This window comes from Phycisphaerae bacterium (genome assembly GCA_028714855.1).
Lineage (GTDB): Bacteria > Planctomycetota > Phycisphaerae > Sedimentisphaerales > Anaerobacaceae > CAIYOL01.
Genome location: JAQTLP010000002.1, coordinates 242,901 through 266,450, shown reverse-complemented (window position 1 = coordinate 266,450; position 23,550 = coordinate 242,901). Strand labels below are relative to the sequence as shown.

Sequence of the window (23,550 nt, the reverse complement as noted above, 5' to 3'; positions counted from 1 at the left end):
GCCCGTACAATCGCTTCCATAATTCGCCTTCCATAACATCTCCTTTCAAAGGAATTCTATTCAGGAGTATTATGAAGGCGAATTTCTTAGGGCGCAAGGACTTATATCACTTGGCGCAAAAAGTTGTCCGCTGGGGGTTGCACACGCTTAAAATTTACTCCCAAATCGCAAATCATAAATGAATCGCCCCCGCAATATTGCAGCGGAATAATAAGTATACAATTTATCTATTGCTTTTTATGTAAACTTAGTTATCCTTTCTATTATAGAGGCGTTGTGACCTAAGCTAAAGGTTGTGCGTATGTAACACCAGAAAGGACACATACCGCGGAGCAGTTACCGTTCAAGTTGGGCTAAGCTGGGTGGAACTGCTTTGGCCACTTCCACATTGTTATCTTTAACGTCAACAGCAAAAGTTGATTCGCCTATTGCTCGCATAATACAAGACACCAAGAAACAGGTTCAATTTGTTAGTGCAGTTAATAAGAAATTTTTACCCGGTGCTTTAGTATTGAGGGAAGCAGATAGTCCAAAAAGTATATGGGTTGCTCACCGATCCCACAGTTCACATAGATCGCATAGCTCGCATTCTTCCCATCGTTCAAGCTCACATAGTTCTCATTATTCTTCTACCACGTTCACTCCGAGCACACCCATAACTCCGAGTGTACCTACAACTTTAAGTACACCTACAACCCCTATAGTAGCGTTGAAAGCAGACTACAAAATATCAAAATCAGCCTTAGCTGTTCTGGAAGAAATCTGTTTTGTTGATCAATCAACAGGGAGCGTCGACAGTTGGTTATGGGATTTTGGAGATGGCAGTTTCAGCGCCGAGCAAAATCCTAAACATACCTACAAGGTAGCAGGTGGCTATACCGTAAAACTTGAAGTTGCTGGTCAAGGTACTTCTAATACTAAAATAGGTTATATTACCGTAGAGGGTGAGAAAATTACTGCTGACTTTCTTCTTCCGCAACCCAAGGATGTTTCCGAAGAAATCCGTTTTACCGACCGTTCACAAGGAAATATCACCAGTTGGTTATGGGATTTTGGGGATGGAAATACAAGCGATGAACGAGATCCAACTTATATTTATCGTTCACCGGGGCAATATACCGTTACATTAAAAGTAACTGGAGTGGGCGGCACATCAACTAAGGCAAAAATTGTTTCGGTCAAAGCGGCAAATATCAGCAAGGACACAAATATCCCTAGTTTAAAGACGAATAATAATAGTTCAAGTCATGTAAAGTGGTTCGGGTTTAGTGTCGCGGCGTTTCTCGGAGGGTGGCTTTTAAGTAAATTCCGCAAACGTTCAAAGCCATAATAGCGTAATGAGTGAAAATCCAAATAATAAGAAATGCAAGGTACTATTAAATAGAAATATCTATAGCCTTATCTCTATTAAAAAAGCTGCTTACAAATTCGGGGACAAGTACTATATTGAAATTGACGAGGAAAGTCAGGATGAAATAGCTATAACTTTTGAGGTCAAGAACGCCAATGTTAGCTTTTTCAATATCGGAGAAGAATTTTACAACGAAGTTCTGGATCAGGAATTAAGAGAATTAGTATCAGAGGAAACCAAGGATATTAGGAATATTCTGTTAGCGCAGGCCTTTTCCGCGACTTCACTCATTGACCAAGAAGGAGATGATGCTAACTACAGATTGGACCCTAAAAAGATAGCTTCTTTTGATGCTTGATGAAAAGAATCTTGAGCCCAAAATTAGATCATGCCAAGCTTAGAAAAATTATTAACTGACCATAGGACAAAGTTTTGTGACAATTATAGTCTTTTACCATTCCGGTTTTCCCATATTGCCCCAGAGAAATATTTTTTGTCAAACTTTGCGGGAGAGTATTTTGTAGTAAACCGCCAAGAACTTGAAGCACTGATCAAACATAATCTATCCTACGATTCCGAACTGTACAACTCACTGAAATCAAGGCATTTTCTATTAGATAGAGACTCAACAGTGTCTGTGGATATGTTATCAACGAAGTACCGCACAAAGATGTCTTTTTTGCGTCAGTTCACTAGCCTTTTTATGTTTGTAACAACAAGAAGATGTGACCATTCTTGTATTTACTGCCAAGTATCTCATAGATCAAAATCAGATGAAGGTTTTGATATGACGGAGGAGATTGCTGATAAAGCTATAGACTTTATGTTTAAAAGCCCGTCACCTGCTATTAAGGTAGAGTTTCAGGGCGGTGAATCTTTATTGCATTTCGATGTTGTTAAATATATTATAGAAAGAACTACTCACAAAAATCTTTCAGAAAAAAGAGATGTTCAATTTGTTATCACGACAAACCTTTCAAATATGACGCGCGAAATTCTACAGTTTTGTATGGAACACCAAGTATATATATCTACTTCTTTAGATGGCCACAAAGAGTTGCACAATCATAATCGTCCTCGATATGGAGGAGATAGTTATAATGAAACCATAGAAGGAATAGCTATGGTCAAAGAATTTCTGGGATCTGATAAATTATCCGCGTTAATGACCACGACCAAAATGAGTTTAAAATATCCTACCGAAATTGTGGATGAGTATATAAGACAAGGTCTTTCATCTATTTTTCTGAGAGTAATAAATCCTTACGGATTCGCAAGTAGTGAAGATAATGACTTCAGCTATGATATAACCGAATGGATTCAATTTTACAAAAGTGTTTTGGCATATATCTTAGAACTTAATTATTCAGGAATAAACTTTCGTGAAGATTTTTCTTCGCTCATCCTAAGAAAAATGCTAACACCATTCCCTACCGGATTTGTTGATTTGCAATCTCCAGCCGGTATAGGCATCAGCGGAATAGTATTTAACTATGACGGACGGGTTTTTCCCTCCGACGAGGCAAGGATGCTTTCTGCAATGGGAGATGATTTCTTTTGCATAGGAAACCTTCTACAACATAGTTTCAAAGAGATCATGCTGTCTGACTTCTTGCTTGACACAATTAATACAACAATGACAGAAGGCATGCCTGAATGTTATGAATGTGGTTTTCAACCTTATTGTGGGAGCGATCCTGTCAGGCATTATAGAATGCAAGGAGATATCATTGGTTATAAACCTACGAGTGACTTTTGCAGGAAAAATTATGAAGTCATTCGACATCTTATTCTCCTTTTAGAGGATAATAAAAAAGCAGCGAAGGTTTTACGTTATTGGGCTTAGATAAGTTATATGCTAAAACTTTGTGCACACATCAAAAATAAGTCAGATGGTATTCCTGTTATTACACGAATAAATGAAAATTATTCTTTGCCAAAATCATTGCGCGCAAAAGAATCGCTGTTGATTGCGGATAAAATGGAATCTTTTCCTGAAGGTTTTTTGTTATACATCCTTAAAAATGGGATTCAACCCGCAAACGACTGTGATTATCATAAAATTATCAATTTGCCGGAAGAGTTAAACTATCTAAAACAGGGTGATATAATAGAATACTCTCCAAAGACTGGAAACCTATCTGTTCTTTATAGAAAGGACTCCACGTCCAATGTTATTTTTTTAACCGATGATTGTAATTGTAACTGTATTATTTGTCCTCAGCCATCACCTGGAGTAAAAAAAGGTTGTTTATTAGACACGTGGTCAGAAGCAATTCCCTTGATGAGTATGGACACTCAAAATCTGGGTATAAGTGGTGGTGAACCGAGTTTATACCCTGATGATCTTCTAAAAGTTATCCTTCTATGCAAGAATTATTTGCCGAATACAGCAGTAGATATTCTTTCAAATGGAAGGATGTTTAATTATATGTCACTTTGCCGTGAGTTCCTACAAATTGGGCACCCAAGTCTTTTGTTTGGAATTCCATTGTATGCAGATTTAGCGTATCTGCATAATTTTATTGTTCAGTCAGATAGTGCTTTTGATCAAACTATAAGAGGTATCTATAACTTGAAACGTTGTGATCAGCACATAGAAATACGCAATGTTATTATTAAGCAAAATTACCAGCGACTTCCAGACTGGGGACATTTTATTGCTAGAAACTTTCCTTTTGTTGACCATGTTGCAATTATGGGATTAGAGCCGATTGGAAAAGCTAAACTCAATATCAAGGATATCTGGATTGACCCGGTTGATTATTCACACCAACTGAACGATGCAGTCGAAGAACTCGTCTCACATAATATTAATGTTTCAATTTATAATCATCAGCTTTGTACGATAGACAGGTCCTTATGGTCTTTTTCAGTACATAGTATTTCTGATTGGAAAAATATATATCTCAAAGAATGTAAAGATTGCTCTCAAGGAGAAACATGTGGAGGCTTTTTTGCATCTTCGACAATATGGCATAGCAAGCATATCCGTCCACTATAGTTTGACAGCATACGCATAGACAGCAGACCGCGCGCAGTAAAAAAACCTCTGCGTAATCTGCGTCTAATTTTTCTTCACGGCTAATTTCCCGTTTTGAATTTCGTATCTTGGTAATTTGAATTTGTTTAGGATTTCGAGTTTAGTGCTTCGGATTTTTGATTGATTTTTTACATATTCGCAAAAATCAATCATTTGCGCAAGGGGGTAAAAAATTCACTGCAATTTCAACCATTTTCTGCGCATTTTGTCTCACTTTTGCGCGCATTTTTAGCGCTTTTTAGCAATTTCCACCACTTTACACCCACCTAAAAACACCAACTTGCGCGTTTGGTGCTACCCCCAATTACCCATTCCCCCCATCTTAAAGCTCTCTTGGCTAAAGATATCTTACAAAATTTACCTTCGTCTGCCGACAAACTCTTGCCCAAACCCTTTAAATCTCGATAATACCCTTGTCCGCCTGTGGCGGATAGCTTATGCCTGAAGCAGATAAAACCTATCGCATCTTTATAAGCGCCGCCGAGCCGAGCGCCGACGCCCATTGCGCAGCCCTCATAACCGCCTTAAAGCAAAGCAGTTACAGCATCGACTTCGTCGGCGTAGGCGGCCCCAAAATGGCCGCCGCCGGCTGTCACCTCCTCGAAACCACCGTTGCCAGAGCCGCTATGATTTACAACGCCTTCGCCCAGGCCGGCTTCTTCTACAAACTCATAAAACGCATAACTCGTTACCTGCAAAGCAATAATGTTGACTTGGTTATCGTCTGCGATTCCCCCGCCTTCAACTTCCACATCGCCAAAGCCGCCAAAAAAGCCGGCCTTAAAACCCTTTTCTACGTCGCCCCCCAGTTATGGAGCTGGGCCGGCTGGCGCATCAGAAAAATGAAAAAATATTGCGATAAACTCTGCTGCATACTGCCTTTCGAGCAGGACTGGTTCAGCCAAAGGGGCATCGATACAACCTTTGTGGGCAACCCCATCCTCGATGAATTAAGCCCCCCTTTGACCCTTTATAGAAAAAAATACCTCGATTTTAATGCTGAAAACGCCCATTTCGCCATTCTGCCCGGCTCGCGAGCCGCCGAAATAAACACGCTCTGGGTCCCGATGCAGCAGATAGCAATCCGCCTGAAGCAAAAATATCCCAATGCCGCTTTCACCACCGTGGCCGTTGACGCCGACAGGCAAAAAACCCTCAAAAACGCTCAAATTCCCGGTTTTCAGTGCAAATACGCCATCGGCTCAGTCTGCGAAACAGCCCGCAATGCCGATTTTGCGATTGTTACCAGCGGCAGCGCCACCCTGCAAGTCGCAGCAGTCGGCTGTCCTATGGTAATAATGTATCAATCCAGCAAAACCCTCTGGCATCTGCTCGGGCGATGGCTGCTAACAACAAAATACCTGTCCCTGGTCAATATCCTGGCAAATAAAGAATTAGTGCCGGAATTTATGCCGTATTTCAGCTCTATTAAACCTGTTTTGGCAACTATAGAGCTGCTTCTGGAAGATAGTGACAAACTGGCTCAAACCAGCGATGCGCTTATCCACCTGGCTGAACCGCTGGTTCAGAAAAAAGCCTGCAGTGAAGTCGCACGAATAGCGGTCGAAATGCTGAGCTAAGCACCAAAACCGGCTTTTCAGTATTAATAGCCCCCATCCAAAACAAGAAAACCGTAATATTTTCGAAGGTGGACGCGAGGCAACCAAATTTGGACCGCACCGTTGAATTGGACTACAAACACAAACATTTATAACCTTCTGTAAACACACAACTTAAACCTTTCTCTGTTGTGCCCATAATGGCCATGCGCAAAATGATGTTGTTTTTGCGCAAAATAACAGCCTGTCAGCGGTCCTATAAAAATTTCATAACTCGCCAGATTTCTATTGACATTTGCCTGGTTTGTTGTTTAAATGAGATGTGTGAAATTTGAGGATTTTTGGGTTCTTAGGCAGAAGGGTTAATTAAACAAGCACAGTGTTCAGTGAGGGTTTTGTCGCTTGTTTTGTTAAAGGTTGTTTGAGACAAACGCCGACTAATGTGAAAGTCTTGGTGCTCGTTGCACAAGGAAAGTGTGTTTTTTGCGCTTGTTGAAAACAAAATGATATTTTTGCGCATAACTGGAGAATAATTTTAAGGTTTTATTTTTTAGGAGGAATATCATGTATAAAAAGTTTCTGTTTTTAGCCACTCTCGTCCTGGTGCTAAGCCTGGTATGCAGCAGCTACGGCGCAGATACCACTGCTCCAAGGCCGGTCCCTGCGAAGTGGCGGATTGTCCCGATAACACTTGGGCCAACCTCAATTCAGATGGCTTCCGTAACTGCTCTGGATCAAGCCAATAGTATTCCTATACAGTACTTGTTTGAGTGCTCCGATGTCCCCGCAGCCAGCAGCACATGGCAAACAGACACCAACTACATTGCTACAGGCCTTACCCCGAGTACTGTGCATACATTCAGGGTTAGGGCACGTGATAGCGCTTTGAATATGACCAGCTGGGCGCTTGCTCGCTCCGCAACCACCGACGCTGTAACTACACCACCCGTACTGCGGCTGGACCTTAACTACACGCCGGATAATAACGACCCAAACACACATACCAGTTTTGTTGCGTTTACCCTCGAAGACACCGGCAGCGATGTAAATGGTATCACAATTGACCTCGGCGGCAGCATTAACTCAACCAGACGCGATGACCCCTGCGGCGGATGGTCGAGATACGCCGGCTCACCCCTGATGCTTGGCGACCCGTGCTATTATTCCCCGCGGGCAGGCGAAAAAATATATCGTGATTTTGTCTTTGGGGTGCGGCCAAGCGGAGTTACAATCACGCTATGGGGACTTGGCATCAACCGAGACTGCAACATAATGATATGGGCATGGGACGCCCAAAGCACCGGAGATGCTAATCGAGTCGCTGAATGGTCTGCCAACGGCACACCTCTTTTTGATACCGATTTCATGGGCGGAGCGGTAAATCAGCCTCTGCAGGACAACTATTCTCTCTCCGCCTCTAAAGATTTCTGGAAGTGGGCCTTTTGGGGAAGAGCCACCTCAGATGAATTTGGCAGGATTGTCCTGACAAGCGAAAGGGGGCCAAACAGTCCTGAAACCCAGCCTTTTGCCTTTGTCAACGCCTTACAGGTGGAACCGAACGCATTTATAGCATTTGTCGAGACACCATATGCCCACCGTCCGGTGCCGTTTGATGGGACAGAAAACGTACCCGTACGTACGGACCTTAAATGGAGAAACGGCGAAGACGTTGATTATCACGATTTATATCTCGGCACTGATTACAACGATGTCAACGATGCCGACGAAAATTCACCCCTGCTGATTGGCCCAGGGCTCACTGTTGGCCAGAACACCGGTTATGACCCATATGGCGCCGCCGGCTTCCTCGCGTTAGACACAGCCTACTATTGGCGTGTCGATGAAACGGATGGAGATTTAAATGTTTATAAGGGTGAGGTTTGGGGCTTTACGACATCTCCGAACTCTCTCGTGGACAACTTTAATCATGTGTATGACGTCACATGGCCTGACAGGATTGTTGATACCTGGAAGGATACCACGACCCAGGGTACACCCGTAACTAAGGCGCGAGTTTATGCTGCAACAGACCCGAACCACGGTGACGGGCCGTATTCGATGCGGTATTGGTATAGAAACAACCTCACGCCATACTTCTCTGAGGTCAGAGCGGACCTCGGCACCGGAGACGCTCAATTGCATATTGACAAGAACTGGCTTGGGATGAACGCCAAATCACTGACGATGTGGTTCTATGGCATATCCACCAATGCCGTCACTGAGAAGATGTATGTGACACTGACCGATGGCACGAATACCGCGAAAGTACTATACAAAGGCGATATGAACGACATAAGGGCAGAAGAGTGGCAAGAGTGGAATATTGCCCTGGCGGAATTCGAAGATAAAAATCCGAGCATCAACCTTTCTAATGTTTCAAGGATTATTATCGGCTTCGGCGATACAACCACCAGAGGCCAAGGCACAGTGTACTTTGAGGATATTCAGATTTATGCTACCAGATGCGCCCTTGTGGAGCGCGATGCCGACTTTGTTCCCTTTGACTACGCTCCAGCTGGCGCCCCTGCCGGTGACTGCGTGATAGACTATCTCGAGATTGAGGCAATGGCAGACGCCTGGCTTGACAGGGATGCGCTTATTGCGACGCGCAACCCGAGCCTTAACGGTAATCCTGTTGTATACTACCCGCTGAACGAGGGAGACGGCAACAGGGTACATACCGAGCCCAACGAAACTAAATGGATCGGGACTACATGGAACGATGCTACTACCCCGCCAAGTCATTTCGGCACCACATGGGCGACACCCGGCTACGATGGCAATACGCTTAACCCATGCATCTACATGGCCGGCCTACAGGGCTCCAGGGTTCAGTGCGGCACAACCTTTGGTGATTTGCGCCTTGGATTCGGTGCCTACGATGCCAGTGATGCTAACGCAATGACCTTGTCTGCGTGGGTCAGGTGGTTAGGGCCGCGATACTGGGACGATTATCTCCGTAGTAAGGCCCAGGGAATACTGGGTAAAAGACGCGGCTGGGATAATACCAGCATGGTTTGGATGCTTGAAGTTGACACCAACGGTCAACAGGGCGGATTTGCTATACGGTCAAGAAATGAGGATGTGTATAGTGCGGATGACCTAATGATGCGGTACATCAACCAGTGGGTGCACGTGGCTGTCACGTATGCGAATCCTCCGAATCCTGTGCAAAACCCGGAAGACGCAAACAGCCAAGCCAGGCTCTATTTCAATGGCGGACAAGTAAATACCGGACCATGGCACTTCAGCCGCGGAGATGACGCCAACATTTTCTTGACTATCGGCGTAACCCAGGATCAAAACGCCTGGCCGAATTGCCCAGAGGCCTTCTACGGCTACATCGACGAAGTCCGCATCTACGATCGCTGTCTGGAGCCCAATGAGGTAGCATATCTGGCTGACCTGACTCCTTTAGACGGCTCGCTGTGGGTTCCGATACCGTCATCTGCTGAGGTGTATGATGCTAATGAAACACCTCCGTACATTGGTGAGCAAGCGAAAGGCCAACGAAGGATTAACTTCAAAGACTTTGCCCTTCTAGTTGATAGATGGCTTACCGAGCAGATGTATCCTCGCTAATCAATGCGAGATGACATAGACTTTGCACCAATCCGGGGCCTATGCCGAGTAATCGGCATAGGCCTCGGCTGTTTTTAAAGGCACTGTCAAGCTGGCGCTTCCAGCTCCAAACCAGCTATCAAAGCAATAAAACCCTTGCAAATACAACTGTTTTAAGCTACCCTGTTTCCTTCGTTTTGCCAACAAAGATACATTAGAAACCCTTATTTTAGGAATATAACAATGAAGATATCCGTTAAAAACCCCGGGCTGTCCGAGCTTGATGAGCTTTGCATTCAAACAATCCGGTTTTTGTCCGTTGATGCGGTTCAGAAGGCCAACTCCGGCCATCCGGGAATGCCGATGGGAATGGCGCCGGCGGCATACATTCTCTGGACGAAACACCTCCGATGCAATCCGGCTAATCCGCAATGGCAGGGCAGGGACCGGTTTGTCCTCTCGGCGGGACACGGCAGTATGCTGCTGTATTCGCTGCTGCATTTGACGGGCTTCCCTTTGAGCCTGGAAGAACTGAAGAATTTCCGCCAATGGGGCAGCAGGACACCGGGGCATCCGGAACGTCACCCCGAGCTCGGTATTGAAGTTACTACAGGGCCGTTAGGGCAGGGAATTTCCAACGCGGTCGGAATGGCAATAGCTGAAAAGTTCATGGCAGGTTATTTCAACCGGGAAGGTTTCCCCGTTACCGATTATATGATTTATGTAATCGCCGGTGACGGCGATTTGCAGGAGGGGGTATCCGCAGAGGCCTGTTCGCTGGCAGGGCATTTGGGGTTGAATAACCTGATTGTTATTTACGATGACAATCACATTTCAATCGACGGTGATACGAAGATTTCTTTTACTGAAGATGTAGCGAAGCGTTATAAAGCCTACGGCTGGAACGTTATACCAGTCGAGGGTGACGGTAACGATATGGAATCTTTTGAGAAGGCGTTAAGAAAAGCCAAAAGGGAAAAGAACCGGCCAACGATAATTAAATTGCGAACGCATATCGCCTTCGGCAGCCCAAACAAGCAGGACACCTCCGAAGCGCACGGCTCACCTCTTGGTGCAGATGAAATCAAACTGGTTAAGGAAAACTTCGGCTGGGACCCCCAGCAGAGCTTCGTTGTTCCGGAAGAAGCCCTCGCCCACATGCGCAAGGCCGTCGATAGAGGCAAACGGGCTGAAGGAAAATGGAATAAAATGTTTGAAAAATATGCTCAAAGCCATCCGGAGCTTGCGCAGCAATTCCGTGACGGTGTCGCAGGTAAGTTGGGCGTCAATTTAGATGAGCTATTGCCGAAATTTGACCCAGGCACATCCCTTGCGACACGCCAGGCATCGGGAAAAACCCTAGACGCGGTAATGCCGAAACTGCCGCTGATTTTGGGCGGCTCTGCGGATTTGACGCCTTCGAACAACACACGATTTGCCGGAGCCAAAGACTTTCAAAAAGACTCGCGGGACGGCAGGTATATTCGTTACGGCATAAGAGAGCACGCAATGGGCGCTATAATGAACGGGATTTCCATCAGCGGCCTGACAAGGGCATACGGCGGGACGTTCTTCGTATTCAGCGATTATATGCGGCCGGCAATTCGTCTGGCTGCTTTGTCGAAGTATCCGACCATATTCGTGTTCACCCACGACAGTATCGGCGTCGGCGAAGATGGGCCCACGCATCAGGCGGTAGAGCATCTGGCGAGCCTTCGGGCGATACCGAACTTGAATGTGTTCAGGCCTGCCGACGCAAACGAGACGGCACAGGTGTGGAAGTACGCTTTAGAGCATCAAGAACCTGCTGTCATGCTGCTTACCCGTCAGGGGCTGCCCGTACTTGACCAGAACAAATACGGCCCCGCAAAAGACCTGAATAAAGGCGCATACGTCCTCGTCGGGACTGACAAGCCAGATGTTCTCCTACTGGCAAGCGGTTCGGAGGTCTCCATTGCCTTATGTGCAGCAGAAGGGCTGGCGAAAGAAAATATCAAGGCGAACGTAATAAGTATGCCGTGCTGGGAGCTGTTTGAAAAGCAGAGCACGGAATATAAAGAGTTTGTCCTTCCGCCGGCCGTTAAGGTTAGGGTCGGTATCGAAGCCGGCGTGGAGATGGGCTGGGGCAAATGGCTCGGCGACAAGGGCGTCTTTATCGGGATGTCGTCATTCGGCGCATCGGCGCCATATAAAACCTGCTACGAAAAGTTCGGCATTACCTCAGAGGCGGTCATCGCGGCTGCGAAAAAACAATTAGGCAGATAGTAAAAAATTAAAGCAAAACCAAAGTTATCAGCGGCGGGCTGCATTATGCATCCCGCCGTTTTTTTGAGCTTTTAGTGCGAAAGGAAAAGAAGGAAGACGCCGACAAGGACACCCGCCAAGGCCCATGATTTTTGAAGCATGCGAACCTCGCCGAAAAAAATAGCGCCCGCCAGGAAAGAAACAACCGCACTGCTGCTGCGGACCGCTGCCAACAATGAAATGAGCGTCCCCTCGCAGCCGATGGCTTTAAAATATGCAATATCCGCAATAGTCAACAATACACCGATAAGCGGAATAATCCATCGCCATTCGAAAGGCGTGTGTTTGGCGCGGCTGGGCAGCCAGAATGCCAAAACGGCAAAGCCGAATATCGGCACCATATACAATATAAACCAAACCTGCACGCCAACAGCTGAATAGCCAAGTGTCTGGATGAGATATTTGTCGAGAAGGGAACTCGCCGCGGTAAGTAAAACCGCCATAAACAAAAAGATTACCCATTTGTTGGTGTGAAATACGATTCCTTCGCGGCTTCCGACGATGGCGAAAATATAATAGGAAACAATAAGAATGCCGAACGCCGCCCATTGCATTACGGTCAGTTGCTCGCCAAAAATCAGTATCGCGCCTACAAGCGTCCATGCGGGGCCGGATGCGCTGATGGGCGAGTATATCGAAATCGGCAAATGCTTGATTGAAAAATATCCGAGCATCCATATTGCGGCCACAAGTATCGCTTTTGAGAAGAATAAAAGATGTGCCGTCCAGCCAAACTGAGGGATGAACAGGCCCAGCCGGGTCATAAACTCAGGCGCCGTTGGGCTAAGCAGCGCCACCGGCAAAAGCAGCAGGGCCTCCGCCAGCGTCGCAAAGAACAGCACCGGCAGCACGGCGTTGCCGCGCAGGGCGTGCTTTCTCGTAATGTCATACAGCCCGAGGAATACGGCTGAAAATATGCCTAAATATAACCACATCTGTTTTCAAGCACCCTTACACAACGGACAAAAGGCCGCTCTTTTACCATAAGTTAATATTGTTTGCACACAAAAAGTCATTTTGCAACTTCTTGCAGTCCGGAAAAATTGGGTTCGTTTGGGTTCGTTTTAAGTAGTTCATAGTTCGTGGTTCGTAGTTGTTAGTAATTGTCAAATAAGGATTTAAGCTTATTTTTGGCATTTCGGAAATTGGGTTCGTTTTGCATAATTTGTTGTTTTTGATTGATTGAATTTGAGCCACAAAGGCACTAAGGCACAAAAGGACAAAGTAAAGTTTTTGGTTTTTCATAACGTAGTACCTCCTTTCTATAAATAGGGCGGACTTGCGCGATTGATGCGAAAAATTTGCCGGTTTGGTGGGTGCGGTTTTTGCTAAGTCGCTGCAATTAAAGAAATAAAAGAATCTTCAAATCAGCCGTTTTTAGTCTTCGGGCAGATGTGCGTTTGATTGATTTTTCCTCCCTCAAAAAAACACCAAAAAAGGATAGTACCGTAATAAAACCGTAACAGAGGCAATTTAGACTGCGGTTGTATTGAGTAACCAGTTTTTGTTGAAAGGAGAAACGAATGCGGCGATATTGCTTTTTTGCGGCCATGCTGATTTTTTCTGCTGTACCGGTATATTCACAAGACCACAAATATTCCCAGGAGGACGGTTCAAATCTAAGTAAAAATAACACAAAAAACTGCAAGGTGATACTTGCGTATAAAGGATTCGAGAAATTTCTCGAGTCCGAACATACGTGGGAAAATTATCAGAAATACGTATTAGACCCGTATCCGGCCGTGAACAGACTTCACGAAAAATACCGGGAATGGGGCCTGATAAAGGCGGACAGTTTTCCTGAGAAGATTGCGAATATTTCAGAAATCGGGTATCGGCAGGTTCTCAAGGACGTCAACGACCAGAAGATTTGTTCCATGTACGAGTCGGCTGTGCGACGATGTGACGGAGTCCTGGCACCGAGAAACGAGATAGATATATGTTTCTTTTTAAGCCCGATCAAGGACTGTTTGATGCTGCCGATTTTCGGAAGAAACACCATTCTCATTTCGGTAGAGTATAAGCCGGAAGTACTTCCGTCGATTATAGTTCATGAATATGCACATTGTCTTCATCGCCAGTACAAGCCGAGAAAAGAAACAAGACTTCTCGGTGACTTGATAGTTGATGAGGGCGTAGCGTCTTTTTTTCCGGGCATTATCGAGGCGAATACATCTATTTATGAGGGCCTATGGATGATGCCGAGAGATGCGGTTGACTGGTGCATTCAGAATGAAAAATTAATCATAGATACCATTGGACAGGATTTAAATAAGAACGGGCTTGGGATAGAGAAAAAATATATATGCGGCGGAACGGGGTTTGCGGCGCCGCCGGACGGCTTTCCTGAAAAGACGGGGTATTATCTTGGTTACCGCATAATTGAAAAGTGTTTGAAAGAGACGACCCTTGAAGAATTATGCTCGATGAGTTCTGACGAGGTCATTGCGAGGAGTCAGTTTTTCGATTCTGTAAAGGCAAAGAAGACTGATAGTGAACAAGGGCGTAATCCGCAGAGTAAATAGAAGCATTACTTGGAATTTTTTTTCAGGTGTATTTGCAGCACAGTAATGTCCGCAGGCGTTATACCGCTTATGCGGCTTGCCTGCCCCAAGGTAGCAGGCCCGAAGGTCGAGAGCTTTTCTTTCGCCTCTGCCCGAAGATGCAGGATGTTGTTGTAATCCAAATCAGGCGGAAGCTTTTTGTTTTCAAGATTTTGCAGGCCGGCCGCCAGCCGCTGTTGCTTAGCTAAATAACCTTCGTATTTGGCGTCAATAATTGCCGCACCTAATACGTCGCTGGAAGCCGTGTTTTTAACGTCAGGATTCTCGGCCAATTGCCACGCGATAGGATTATTTGGCTGTTGCAAATGTTCCCAAAGGCTTAGGCCGTTCGGGCGCGTGTTTTTCAGATAGCTTTTAAGTTTGTCTATGTTTTTCAGCTTATTTTGAAATTTTTGCCATCGATATTCGTCCACAAGGCCGACCGATTTGCCGATTTGCGTCAATCTTCTATCCGCGTTATCGGCCCTTAGTGACAATCGATGCTCGGCCCGCGAGGTGAACATTCGATAAGGTTCATCGACTCCCTTCGTAAGCAAATCATCTATCAGCACCCCGATATATGCCTGGTCTCTGCCGAGAACGAGCGGCTCTTTAGACTGAATTTTTCCGGCGGCATTTATCCCGGCCACGATACCCTGCCCTGCCGCCTCTTCATACCCGCTGGTGCCGTTAATCTGGCCCGCCAGAAAAAGCCCTGATATTTTTTTTGTCTCCAAACTGTTTTGCAACTGGATCGGCGGGCAATAGTCGTACTCCACAGCGTATGCGTAACGAATGATGCGAGCATTTTCTGTTCCGGGCAGTAATTTAAGCATTTGCTCCTGGACGTCTTCGGGCATCGAGGTAAAGATGCCGTTACAGTAAATCGTTTTGATTTCCTCTTCTTCCGGCTCCAGGAATATTCGATGCTGCGTTTTGTCGGCAAACCTGACGACCTTGCCTTCGATGCTCGGGCAGTAGCGGGGGTCTGTGCCTTTTATCTGTCCTGAGCAAAGCGGCGCCCGGTGGAGATTATCCCGGAGCAGCTTATGTATCTTTTCATTTGTGTATGTCATCCAGCAGGGAATCTGCGGACGGTCTATCGATTCGGTCATAAACGAAAACGGCACCGGCGGTTCGTCGCCGGGCTGAATTTGCAATTTGTCAAGGTCGCAGGTTGCCGCATCCAGTCTCGGCGTCGTATCAGTCGCCATTCGCCCGAGCTCCAGACCCATTTGTTTCAGGCTTTGTGAAAGTTCTATGCTCGGCGGCTCTTCGATTCTGCCGCCGGCCCAGTGGTGACTTCCGATATACAGTTTTCCGCCGAGGAATGTCCCTGTTGCCACGACCACGGCGGAGCAGCGATACTGCGAGCCGTCTTTGCACCGCACAGCACTAACTTTCTGTCCTTCGGTGATTATCTCCGTTGCTACTGCCTCGATGATTGTCAGATTTTCCGTCTGCTGGAGCGTCTGCTGCATCCACTTTGCGTATTTGCCCCTGTCGGCCTGTGCCCGCGGCGATTGGACAGCCGGGCCTTTTGAGCGATTCAGCACACGAAATTGAATTCCTGTTGCGTCGGTCGCCAGCCCCATTAGGCCTCCCATCGCGTCGATTTCGCGTACGATTTGTCCTTTTGCAATTCCGCCGATAGCGGGGTTGCAGCTCATTTCAGCTATTTTGTCTTTGCGGATAGTTACAAGGGCGGTTTTGGCGCCGATTTTTGCTGCTGCGAAAGCAGCTTCTACACCGGCGTGACCAGCACCTATTACGATGCAGTCAAAATCATTTGCTTTCATGGGAATTCACCAGGGCTACCGCCGATGCAATCGCGAAATTGGCTGTGTGGGTAATGCTTACGCTTATGTGTTTGATTTTGAGCTTGTCGGCGATTTTTTTGACTTCGCCGGAGAGAACAACCTCCGGCTGGCCTGCCGGGTTATTTATTATTTCGATATCAGTCCAGGCAATTTTGCCCCGCCAGCCTGTTCCCATCAGTTTAAGGATGGCTTCTTTTGCCGCGAAACGGCCGGCCAGTTTTTCTGTTCCGTTTTTATTTGCCTTGGCATAAGCTCGTTCGGCGGCGGTAAAAACCTTATCCAGGAAACGCTCACCGTGCCGCTTTGCCATCTCTTCTATTCGCGGAAAATCCACGAGGTCTATGCCGTGTGCTACAATTTCCATTTATTAGTCCTGAGCTACCGGCTGCATATCCGGTAAGTTTTTTCCAGACAGAAATCTATAAAGGCGTCCATTTCGTTCAGTTTTGCCTGCTGCACAAGATTGGTTCCAAACTCGTCAGCGGTTTTTTTGCGGCGGTCAAAGAGGATTTTTGCCTCCACTTCTTTTTGTACGTTTTCAAGAGGCGTGAAACTTTTCGGCGATTTCTCTTCCAGCTTCATTATGAAAATATGCTCGCCCGCCTCAATAGGCCCGGCAATCTGTCCGGGCTGAATTTTTTCCGCCTCGACCGCGAGAACATCGTAGGGTTTTGCGATGGACTGCGGCTGCACCGGCTGCCACAGCCCGCCGGATGATGCTGTGTGCCCGTGCGAATATTGCCTGGCCAGCTCGGCGAAATCTTCACCTTTATCCAGCCGTTCCTTCAATTCAGCGGCTAATTTTCTGGCCTGTTCAGGCCGGCTGATATTCGGGCTCGCCGGTTCCACTTTTGGTATTTGGATATCAATCAGCCGAAACGTTATCGTTGCCGGCATGGCGAAAAATTCCTCTTTTATTTCATTGTAGCAGCTTACCAGCTCGCTGTGAGTGATAGGCTTGTGCTCAGGCAATTGCTGTCGAACATATTCCTGGCTGAGAATCATCTTTTTCTGATACTCTCTGAAGCTGTGCCAATCCATCCCCATTTGTTTCAGGGCCTGCTCCGCCCTGGCGTAGTCACCGTTGAAGCCGGCGACGAATCTTCTTACTTCTGATTCCGTTGCCTTTTCCAGAGCATCATCGATATCTACCCCCGCTCCCATCTCTCTTTTGGCCTGCTGATAAAGCAGGATGTTCGATACTCTCGTCGAAATAAGCTGCTCAAGCTCAGGTCCGGCCTGTTTTTTGAACTGCTCGAAACTGCTTTTTTGCGCAATCGGCCTAAAATGGTCTAATAACGGCTCAGTTATTATTTCATCAGATGTTACAGTCTCGTCGCCCACCGCCAGGACAAATCCGCCGGAGGCTTCCGGCAGGCCGTCTTTTTGCGCAAGGGGGATATGCTTCAGCTCTTCGTCGGTGAATCTTGGCTTGCTGCCTCCGCAGCCGTATGTCAGCAACATCAACCACATTGTTAGAAAAACACACTTACGCATAGCTTATCTTTCGCCGAATATTTGTAGATATATACTTTACCCTGCCGCTTATTATATGCCATTTTATGAATTAGTGCTAAGAATCTTTCGCAAAACGTTCATTAGGGTCTTCTGCTCAAAATAATTCTGCGGCAGACGTAAATATACCGTTTTCGGGTCAGCAGTCCGTATCGTTCCTTTCACTCCGGCAAAGAGGGAATTGGCCTGCAGATTCGAGTCTTTGCTGAATGAAAATATCAAATCTTTTCCGGAGGCGACGATGCTTTTTATGCTGCGCTTACCTGCATCTATTCGAATGCCGGTCAACTCCAGCAGCAATTCGACTTCGTCCGGCACCGGCCCGTACACGTCAGCTAATTCGCTTGCCATCTGCTTCAAGTCCTCGGTCGTCTTTGTGACCGCGATTCTGCGGTAAATATCCATCCGGTACCTGTCGGACGGTATGTAGCTTTTCGGTATATACGAGGTCAGACCCAAATCGATAACAGCGGCAGGTTCGGCTTCGGCGGGCTCATTCTTTAGTTTCCTGACGGTATCTGCCAACAAGTCGCAGTACATCTGGTAACCCACCATTTGAATGTGGCCTGATTGCTCGGCCCCCAATATATTGCCCGCGCCGCGAATCTCGAGGTCTCGAAGCGCGATTCTAAAACCCGCGCCCAAGTGCGAGTAATCTTCGATGGCCTTGAGTCGTTTCGCGGCGGTCGGCGTAATCGGTCTTGAGGCCGGCAGCAGCATATACGCGAAAGCCCGGTGTTTATACCTGCCCACCCTGCCGCGAAGCTGATGCAGCTCTGCCAGGCCGAACCGGTCAGCATCGTTTATAAAAATCGTGTTAGCGTTCGGGATGTCCAGGCCGGATTCGATAATTGTCGTGCACACGAGCACGTCTGTTTTGCCGAGCACAAAATCTATCATCGCTTTTTCGAGCTCGCTCTTGGCCATTTGCCCATGTGCGATGGCGACCTTTGCGTCACCAATCAGCTTTTGGATTTCCCACGCTTTTTTCTCGATGGTCTTAACTCTATTGTGCAGGAAGAACACTTGTCCCTGGCGATTTAATTCCCGGAAGATTGCTTTTTTTATAAGCTCATCGTTGTAGGCGGTTACGGTCGTTACTATGCTTCTTCTATCCAGCGGCGGAGTTGTCAGCGAGCTTATATCGCGCAGGCCCAATAGCGACAGGTGCAGCGTCCTCGGAATCGGCGTGGCCGTCATTGTGAGGACATCGACGTCGAAGCGCAGTCTTTTGAGCTTTTCCTTGTCTGTGACGCCGAACCGCTGTTCCTCGTCGATGATTAAAAGCCCGAGGTCTTTAAAGCCCACATCTTTGCTCAAAAGCCGGTGTGTCCCTATCAGCACATCGACCCTGCCGCGTTTTGTCCGCGAGATAATGTCTTTCACCTGCTTTGTTGTCTTGAAGCGGTTGAGGACCTCGACGCTAATCGGGAAATCGGCGAAGCGTTCGGTAAAAGTCCTACCGTGCTGCACACACAGTACGGTGGTAGGCACAAGCACGGCTGCCTGCTTTCCGTTCTCCACCGCCTTAAACGCTGCACGCATCGCAAGCTCTGTCTTGCCGTAGCCCACGTCGCCGCACAGGAGCCTGTCCATCGCCACAGGCTCCCGCATATCCGCCTTGATTTGTTCGGAGGCTACGGTCTGGTCGGGCGTTTCCTGATAAGGGAACGACTCTTCGAATTCGGCCTGCCAGGCGGAGTCTGCCCCGAACGCAATCCCGCCTTTTGCCTGACGCTGTGCCTGAACCTCAAGCAGCTCGCCGGCAAGGTCCTGAACAGAACGCGCGACTTTTTCTTTTTGCCTCTGCCATCTCTTCGAGCCGATTTTGCTGAGCTTCGGCCGTTTCGGAGTTGTTCCTATGAACTTTTGCACCAAGGCGATATTGCGGACAGAGACCTGGACTTTCGCACCGTCGGCGTATTCAATCGTGAGATATTCCGACGTGCCGCCTTTTTCCTGTATGGTTTTTGCTCCCAGAAACTTACCGATGCCGTAAGAGGCGTGCACCACGTAGTCGCCCGCCTGTAAATCCGCGAGCGTATCCACCGGTGCCCCCGCCTGCACCATCCGCGGCCGTCTCCGCAGCGCATATTGGCCGAACAGCTCGTGGTGGCTTATTATGATTGTGTTGAGAAAGTTTATGACGAATCCCTGATGGACGAATCCCTGCAGCAGTTTAAAGTTCGCCGGCACACTTTCGCCGCCCTCGGTTATAATTTCAGTTATCCGCTTGTTCTCGGCAGAGCTTTCGCAGTAGAGGCAGACCTTCTTTCCTTCTTTCGCCTCGCTGACTAATTCCTGCAAGGCCTCCTTATGCCCCGCCCATAATGAAGCGGCCCTGTGCTGAAACCGCTGCACGCTTTTAATATCGACCTTAAGAAATTCGTCTTGTGTCGCTGTGGCAAATCTGCAGATGTGCAGTTGTGTGAATTTTGTTATCGCTTTGTAAATATCCTGCCAATCGTAAAGCCGCTCGGCTTTTTCAGCACGCTGCCTAAATACGTTCGCGACCTCTTCGATATCGTTCGGCTCTTCGAGAATTATTATGGTGTCCTGCGGCAGGATATTAACGAAAAGCTCCCTTTCTTCAACGGCGGCACCGCACACAGCCGAAAGAATGTTGACCTCTTTTATTTGCTGGCTCGACCGCTGCGTATCCAGATTTATTTCTCGGATGCTCTCTATTGTGTCACCGAAGAATTCGACCCTTATCGCTTGAGCACAATCGCTCTCTTTGTCATTCCCGCGCAAGCGGGAATCCAGTAGCGGCGCATAGATATCGACAATTCCGCCGCGGCGCGCGAACTGCCCCGGCAAATCAACCCTCTCCACACCCTCGAATCCATTTCCAACCAGCCACTCAACAACCTGTTCAAGCGGTACTATCTTATCTATCTGCAATTGAAGGCAGCTTTTTTCCATCGCCTGCGGCTTTGGTATCGGCTGGCAAATCGCCTGTATCGATGTCGGAATGATAAGCTGCCCTTTGTTTTTCCGAGCGACGAGGGCCGAGACACGAGACACGAGTTTCAGTCTTTCCGTCCTGATTTCATCAGTTGCGTCCGCCAGCTCTTCTTCGCCTTCCCATGCGGGCAGGGTTTCTATTTGTTCAGCCCCGAAGGTATGCAAATCGTCAGCGGCCTTATCGGCGTCATCAATATGCGGACGAATATACAAAATCGGCCGGCCGAGCTCCTTTGATATGTAAGCCGCCAATAGCGGCGCGAACGACCCCCACGTCCCCTCGACTTTTACCGCCCCTTCGTTGCCTTTTGCGGTCTTCAGCCGGGAGATTATCTCACGAATAGACTTATCTCGCCTAAGCTCCACTGCCTTATATTCTAACGCAAAACCCACCCCTCTGGCAACTTTATCCGCCATCTGTCATTGCGAAACCATAGGCCGTGGCAATCCCCTTTGTTATTCCTGTGAAAACAGGAATCCAGAGTGTTTAGCCGTCGCCGGAACGGCGACGCAATATTTAGCCCCCGGTTTTATGGCTATGCCATGCCATAGGTACCGGGGGTTATGCATCTTTTTTCTTGACTTTTCGGCCTAAATCATATATTTTAGTCCCTATCTAATTTAGGAGGTTACAAAAGTGAGGATTTCGGCATTTTTTACAATTCTGTTAGGGGGTATCTTTCTATTTGCAGGTATGGCAGCAGCCGCGACACTATACGTCCCGGGCGATTATTCAACCATTCAGGCCGCGATTGATGCGGCATCGGATGGGGATGTCGTCCTCGTTTTCCCAGGCACCTACACAGGCGAAGGCAATTTTGACATCTATTTTTTCGACAAAGATATTACAGTTCGCAGTATCAACCCGGCTGACCCCTGCGTAGTCGCCCATACTATTATTGATTGTAATAACAATGGCTTAGGATTTAGTTTCAGTTATAGAGATCTAATAAGTAATTCCATACTTTCCGGATTTACAATTACAAACGCCATAGGAAGCGCTGTCTCCTGTGGCACTAATAATAGCCCGACAATTACTAACTGTGTTTTCACCAACAACTCATCTGATTCGGGTGGTGGCATTTATTCCTACTATAGCAGCCCGACCATAACCAACTGCACCTTCATCAACAACTCGGCAAGCGACTGTGGCGGTGGCATTTATTCTTGCTACAGCAGCCCCACTGTAACCAACTGCACCTTTATAGGTAACTCGGCGTCCGACTCCGGCGGCGGTATATACAACGTAGGGTACAGTAGCAGCAGCCTACCAATAACCAACTGCACATTTATAGAAAACTCAGCCTCTGTGTATAGCTCTTATTATGGTGGTGGCGGATTGTACAATGCCAATTGCAGTCTGGTAATAAACGGCTGTTCCTTTATAGGTAACTCGGCAGACAGTAGCACCGGCGGTGGAATATTAAATAAATACTGTGATGCGACAGTAACCAACTGTTCTTTCAGTGGCAATTCAGCAGAATACGGCGGAGCAATAAAAAGTCATGGCAGTGACACAACAGCAACAGATTGCACATTCAGTAATAATTCCACCGGCTATGGTGGTGGAATGTATAATGAAGGTGGCAGCCCGGTCATTACAAACTGCTCTTTCAGCGGTAACTCTGGATCTGGCATACTCAATGACTGTAGCAACAACCCGACCATAACAAACTGCACCTTCAGCGATAACTCTGGATCTGGCATACTCAATGACTGTAGCAACAACCCGACCATAACAAACTGCACCTTCAGCGGCAACTCAGACGGCGGGGTATACAACTCCTACAGCGACTCAATATTGACTAACTGCACTTTCAGCAGTAACTCGGCAGGCCTCGGCGGCGGTTTGTACAATTACTACAGCGACCCGACTTTAACCAACTGCAATTTCAGTAGCAATACGGCATCCGATAGGGGCGGCGGGATGTATAACCGCAATGGCAGCCCGACGATAACCAACTGCAATTTCAGTAGTAATACGGCATCCGACAGGGGCGGCGGGATGGCAAACTACGATTGCAGCCCGACATTAACCAACTGCATCTTCAGCGGCAACTCGGCAGGATTCGGCGGCGGCGGGATGTATAACTACAACTCCAGTAGCCCGAATATGACCAACTGTATATTCAGTAGCAATACGGCATCCGAGAGGGGCGGCGGAATGTACAACTACAGTTCCAGCAGCCCGAATATGACCAACTGCACATTTGCAGGCAACTCGGCAACAGTAAACGGCGGCGGAATGTACAACTCCTACTACAGCAGCCCGATAATAACAAACTGTATACTCTGGGGTAATACCGCACCAATAGGAGAACAAATACACGGAGCGCTAATATATGATGATGAAAGCCCTGCAGTCGTTACTTTCTCCGACGTTCAGGGTGGCTGGGAAGGAACAGGCAACATCAATGCCGACCCTTGTTTTGTAGCGGGGCCCGGTGGCAATTATTACCTCAGTCAGATAGCATCTGGACAGGCCTTTGACAGTCCTTGCGTCAATGCAGGAAGCGATACGTCAGCAAATTTAGGAATGGATGTATTTACGACGCGAACAGACAGAGTATGCGATGTTGGAATCGTCAATATGGGTTATCACTATTCTCCTTTTGTCAACCCTGAAGACATCGATGGAGATAGTGATGTTGATTTTGTAGATTTTGCGATACTGGCCTCTCAATGGCTGCAATCACCTAGTGTTCCCTCGGCCGACATTGCCCCGCCGCCTGCCGGCGATGGCATCGTTGACTCCTCCGACCTTGCCGTTCTCTGCGACAACTGGCTCGAAACCTTTTAGCCCTTACTTGTGCCTAAATTTTCCTCTGCGCCCTTTGCGCAATCTGCGTCAAAAAACAGTGTAAATCTGTGTCCATCCGTGGCTTAC

The 23,550-nt window shown here is 47.4% G+C and carries 14 protein-coding genes; 9 read left to right on the top strand and 5 right to left on the bottom strand.

Translation table 11 applies throughout. The features are described from left to right. Positions 1 to 709 precede the first annotated feature (709 nt). The 7 genes from PHG53_02870 (at position 710) to tkt (ending at position 11,779) form a co-directional block, all read left to right on the top strand. Positions 710 to 1,330, top strand: coding sequence for a PKD domain-containing protein (locus tag PHG53_02870; protein ID MDD5380569.1), 621 nt, complete (start codon positions 710 to 712; stop codon positions 1,328 to 1,330). 7 nt (positions 1,331 to 1,337) lie between these two features. Next, positions 1,338 to 1,709 (top strand): His-Xaa-Ser system protein HxsD, encoded by a 372-nt coding sequence (gene hxsD / locus PHG53_02865; protein ID MDD5380568.1) that lies wholly within the window; start codon positions 1,338 to 1,340, stop codon positions 1,707 to 1,709. Positions 1,710 to 1,739: 30 nt separating this feature from the next. Further along, the gene (gene hxsB / locus PHG53_02860) at positions 1,740 to 3,197 is read left to right on the top strand and encodes a His-Xaa-Ser system radical SAM maturase HxsB (GenBank protein MDD5380567.1); all 1,458 of its coding nucleotides are present in this window, start codon (positions 1,740 to 1,742) and stop codon (positions 3,195 to 3,197) included. 9 nt (positions 3,198 to 3,206) lie between these two features. Continuing rightward, positions 3,207 to 4,355 (top strand): His-Xaa-Ser system radical SAM maturase HxsC, encoded by a 1,149-nt coding sequence (hxsC, locus tag PHG53_02855; protein ID MDD5380566.1) that lies wholly within the window; start codon positions 3,207 to 3,209, stop codon positions 4,353 to 4,355. Between the two features lie 476 nt (positions 4,356 to 4,831). Next, on the top strand, positions 4,832 to 5,974 hold the full coding sequence (gene lpxB / locus PHG53_02850; GenBank protein ID MDD5380565.1) for a lipid-A-disaccharide synthase: 1,143 nt from the start codon (positions 4,832 to 4,834) through the stop codon (positions 5,972 to 5,974). Positions 5,975 to 6,517: 543 nt separating this feature from the next. Further along, a complete protein-coding gene (locus PHG53_02845) occupies positions 6,518 to 9,535 on the top strand; it encodes a LamG domain-containing protein (GenBank protein ID MDD5380564.1) in 3,018 nt (1,005 codons plus the stop codon). A gap of 222 nt (positions 9,536 to 9,757) precedes the next feature. Beyond that, the gene (gene tkt / locus PHG53_02840) at positions 9,758 to 11,779 is read left to right on the top strand and encodes a transketolase (GenBank protein ID MDD5380563.1); all 2,022 of its coding nucleotides are present in this window, start codon (positions 9,758 to 9,760) and stop codon (positions 11,777 to 11,779) included. Positions 11,780 to 11,850: 71 nt separating this feature from the next. Here the strand turns inward: tkt and PHG53_02835 are convergent, their stop codons facing one another. Further along, a complete protein-coding gene (locus PHG53_02835) occupies positions 11,851 to 12,753 on the bottom strand; it encodes a DMT family transporter (GenBank protein ID MDD5380562.1) in 903 nt (300 codons plus the stop codon). Positions 12,754 to 13,341: 588 nt separating this feature from the next. Here PHG53_02835 and PHG53_02830 point away from each other — a divergent pair. Beyond that, the gene (locus PHG53_02830) at positions 13,342 to 14,343 is read left to right on the top strand and encodes a DUF2268 domain-containing putative Zn-dependent protease (GenBank protein MDD5380561.1); all 1,002 of its coding nucleotides are present in this window, start codon (positions 13,342 to 13,344) and stop codon (positions 14,341 to 14,343) included. Between the two features lie 5 nt (positions 14,344 to 14,348). Here PHG53_02830 and mnmG read toward each other — a convergent pair whose 3' ends face one another. The 4 genes from mnmG to mfd all read right to left on the bottom strand — a co-directional run bounded on the left by mnmG (position 14,349) and on the right by mfd (position 21,080). Beyond that, positions 14,349 to 16,160 (bottom strand): tRNA uridine-5-carboxymethylaminomethyl(34) synthesis enzyme MnmG, encoded by a 1,812-nt coding sequence (mnmG, locus tag PHG53_02825; GenBank protein MDD5380560.1) that lies wholly within the window; start codon positions 16,158 to 16,160, stop codon positions 14,349 to 14,351. Further along, positions 16,147 to 16,545 carry a holo-ACP synthase gene (acpS, locus tag PHG53_02820; protein ID MDD5380559.1) on the bottom strand — a complete coding sequence of 133 codons (399 nt, stop codon included), beginning with the start codon at positions 16,543 to 16,545 and terminating at the stop codon, positions 16,147 to 16,149. The genes mnmG and acpS overlap by 14 nt, the downstream gene beginning before the upstream one ends. 14 nt (positions 16,546 to 16,559) lie before the next feature. Then, positions 16,560 to 17,678, bottom strand: a complete 1,119-nt coding sequence (locus PHG53_02815; GenBank protein ID MDD5380558.1) for a peptidylprolyl isomerase — start codon at positions 17,676 to 17,678, stop codon at positions 16,560 to 16,562. A gap of 63 nt (positions 17,679 to 17,741) precedes the next feature. Next, entirely contained in the window at positions 17,742 to 21,080 is a 3,339-nt protein-coding gene (mfd, locus tag PHG53_02810) for a transcription-repair coupling factor (protein ID MDD5380557.1), read from the bottom strand. 220 nt (positions 21,081 to 21,300) lie between these two features. Between mfd and PHG53_02805 the strand changes: the two genes are divergently transcribed. Continuing rightward, a complete protein-coding gene (locus tag PHG53_02805) occupies positions 21,301 to 23,463 on the top strand; it encodes a right-handed parallel beta-helix repeat-containing protein (GenBank protein MDD5380556.1) in 2,163 nt (720 codons plus the stop codon). The last annotated feature ends 87 nt before the right edge of the window (positions 23,464 to 23,550 follow it).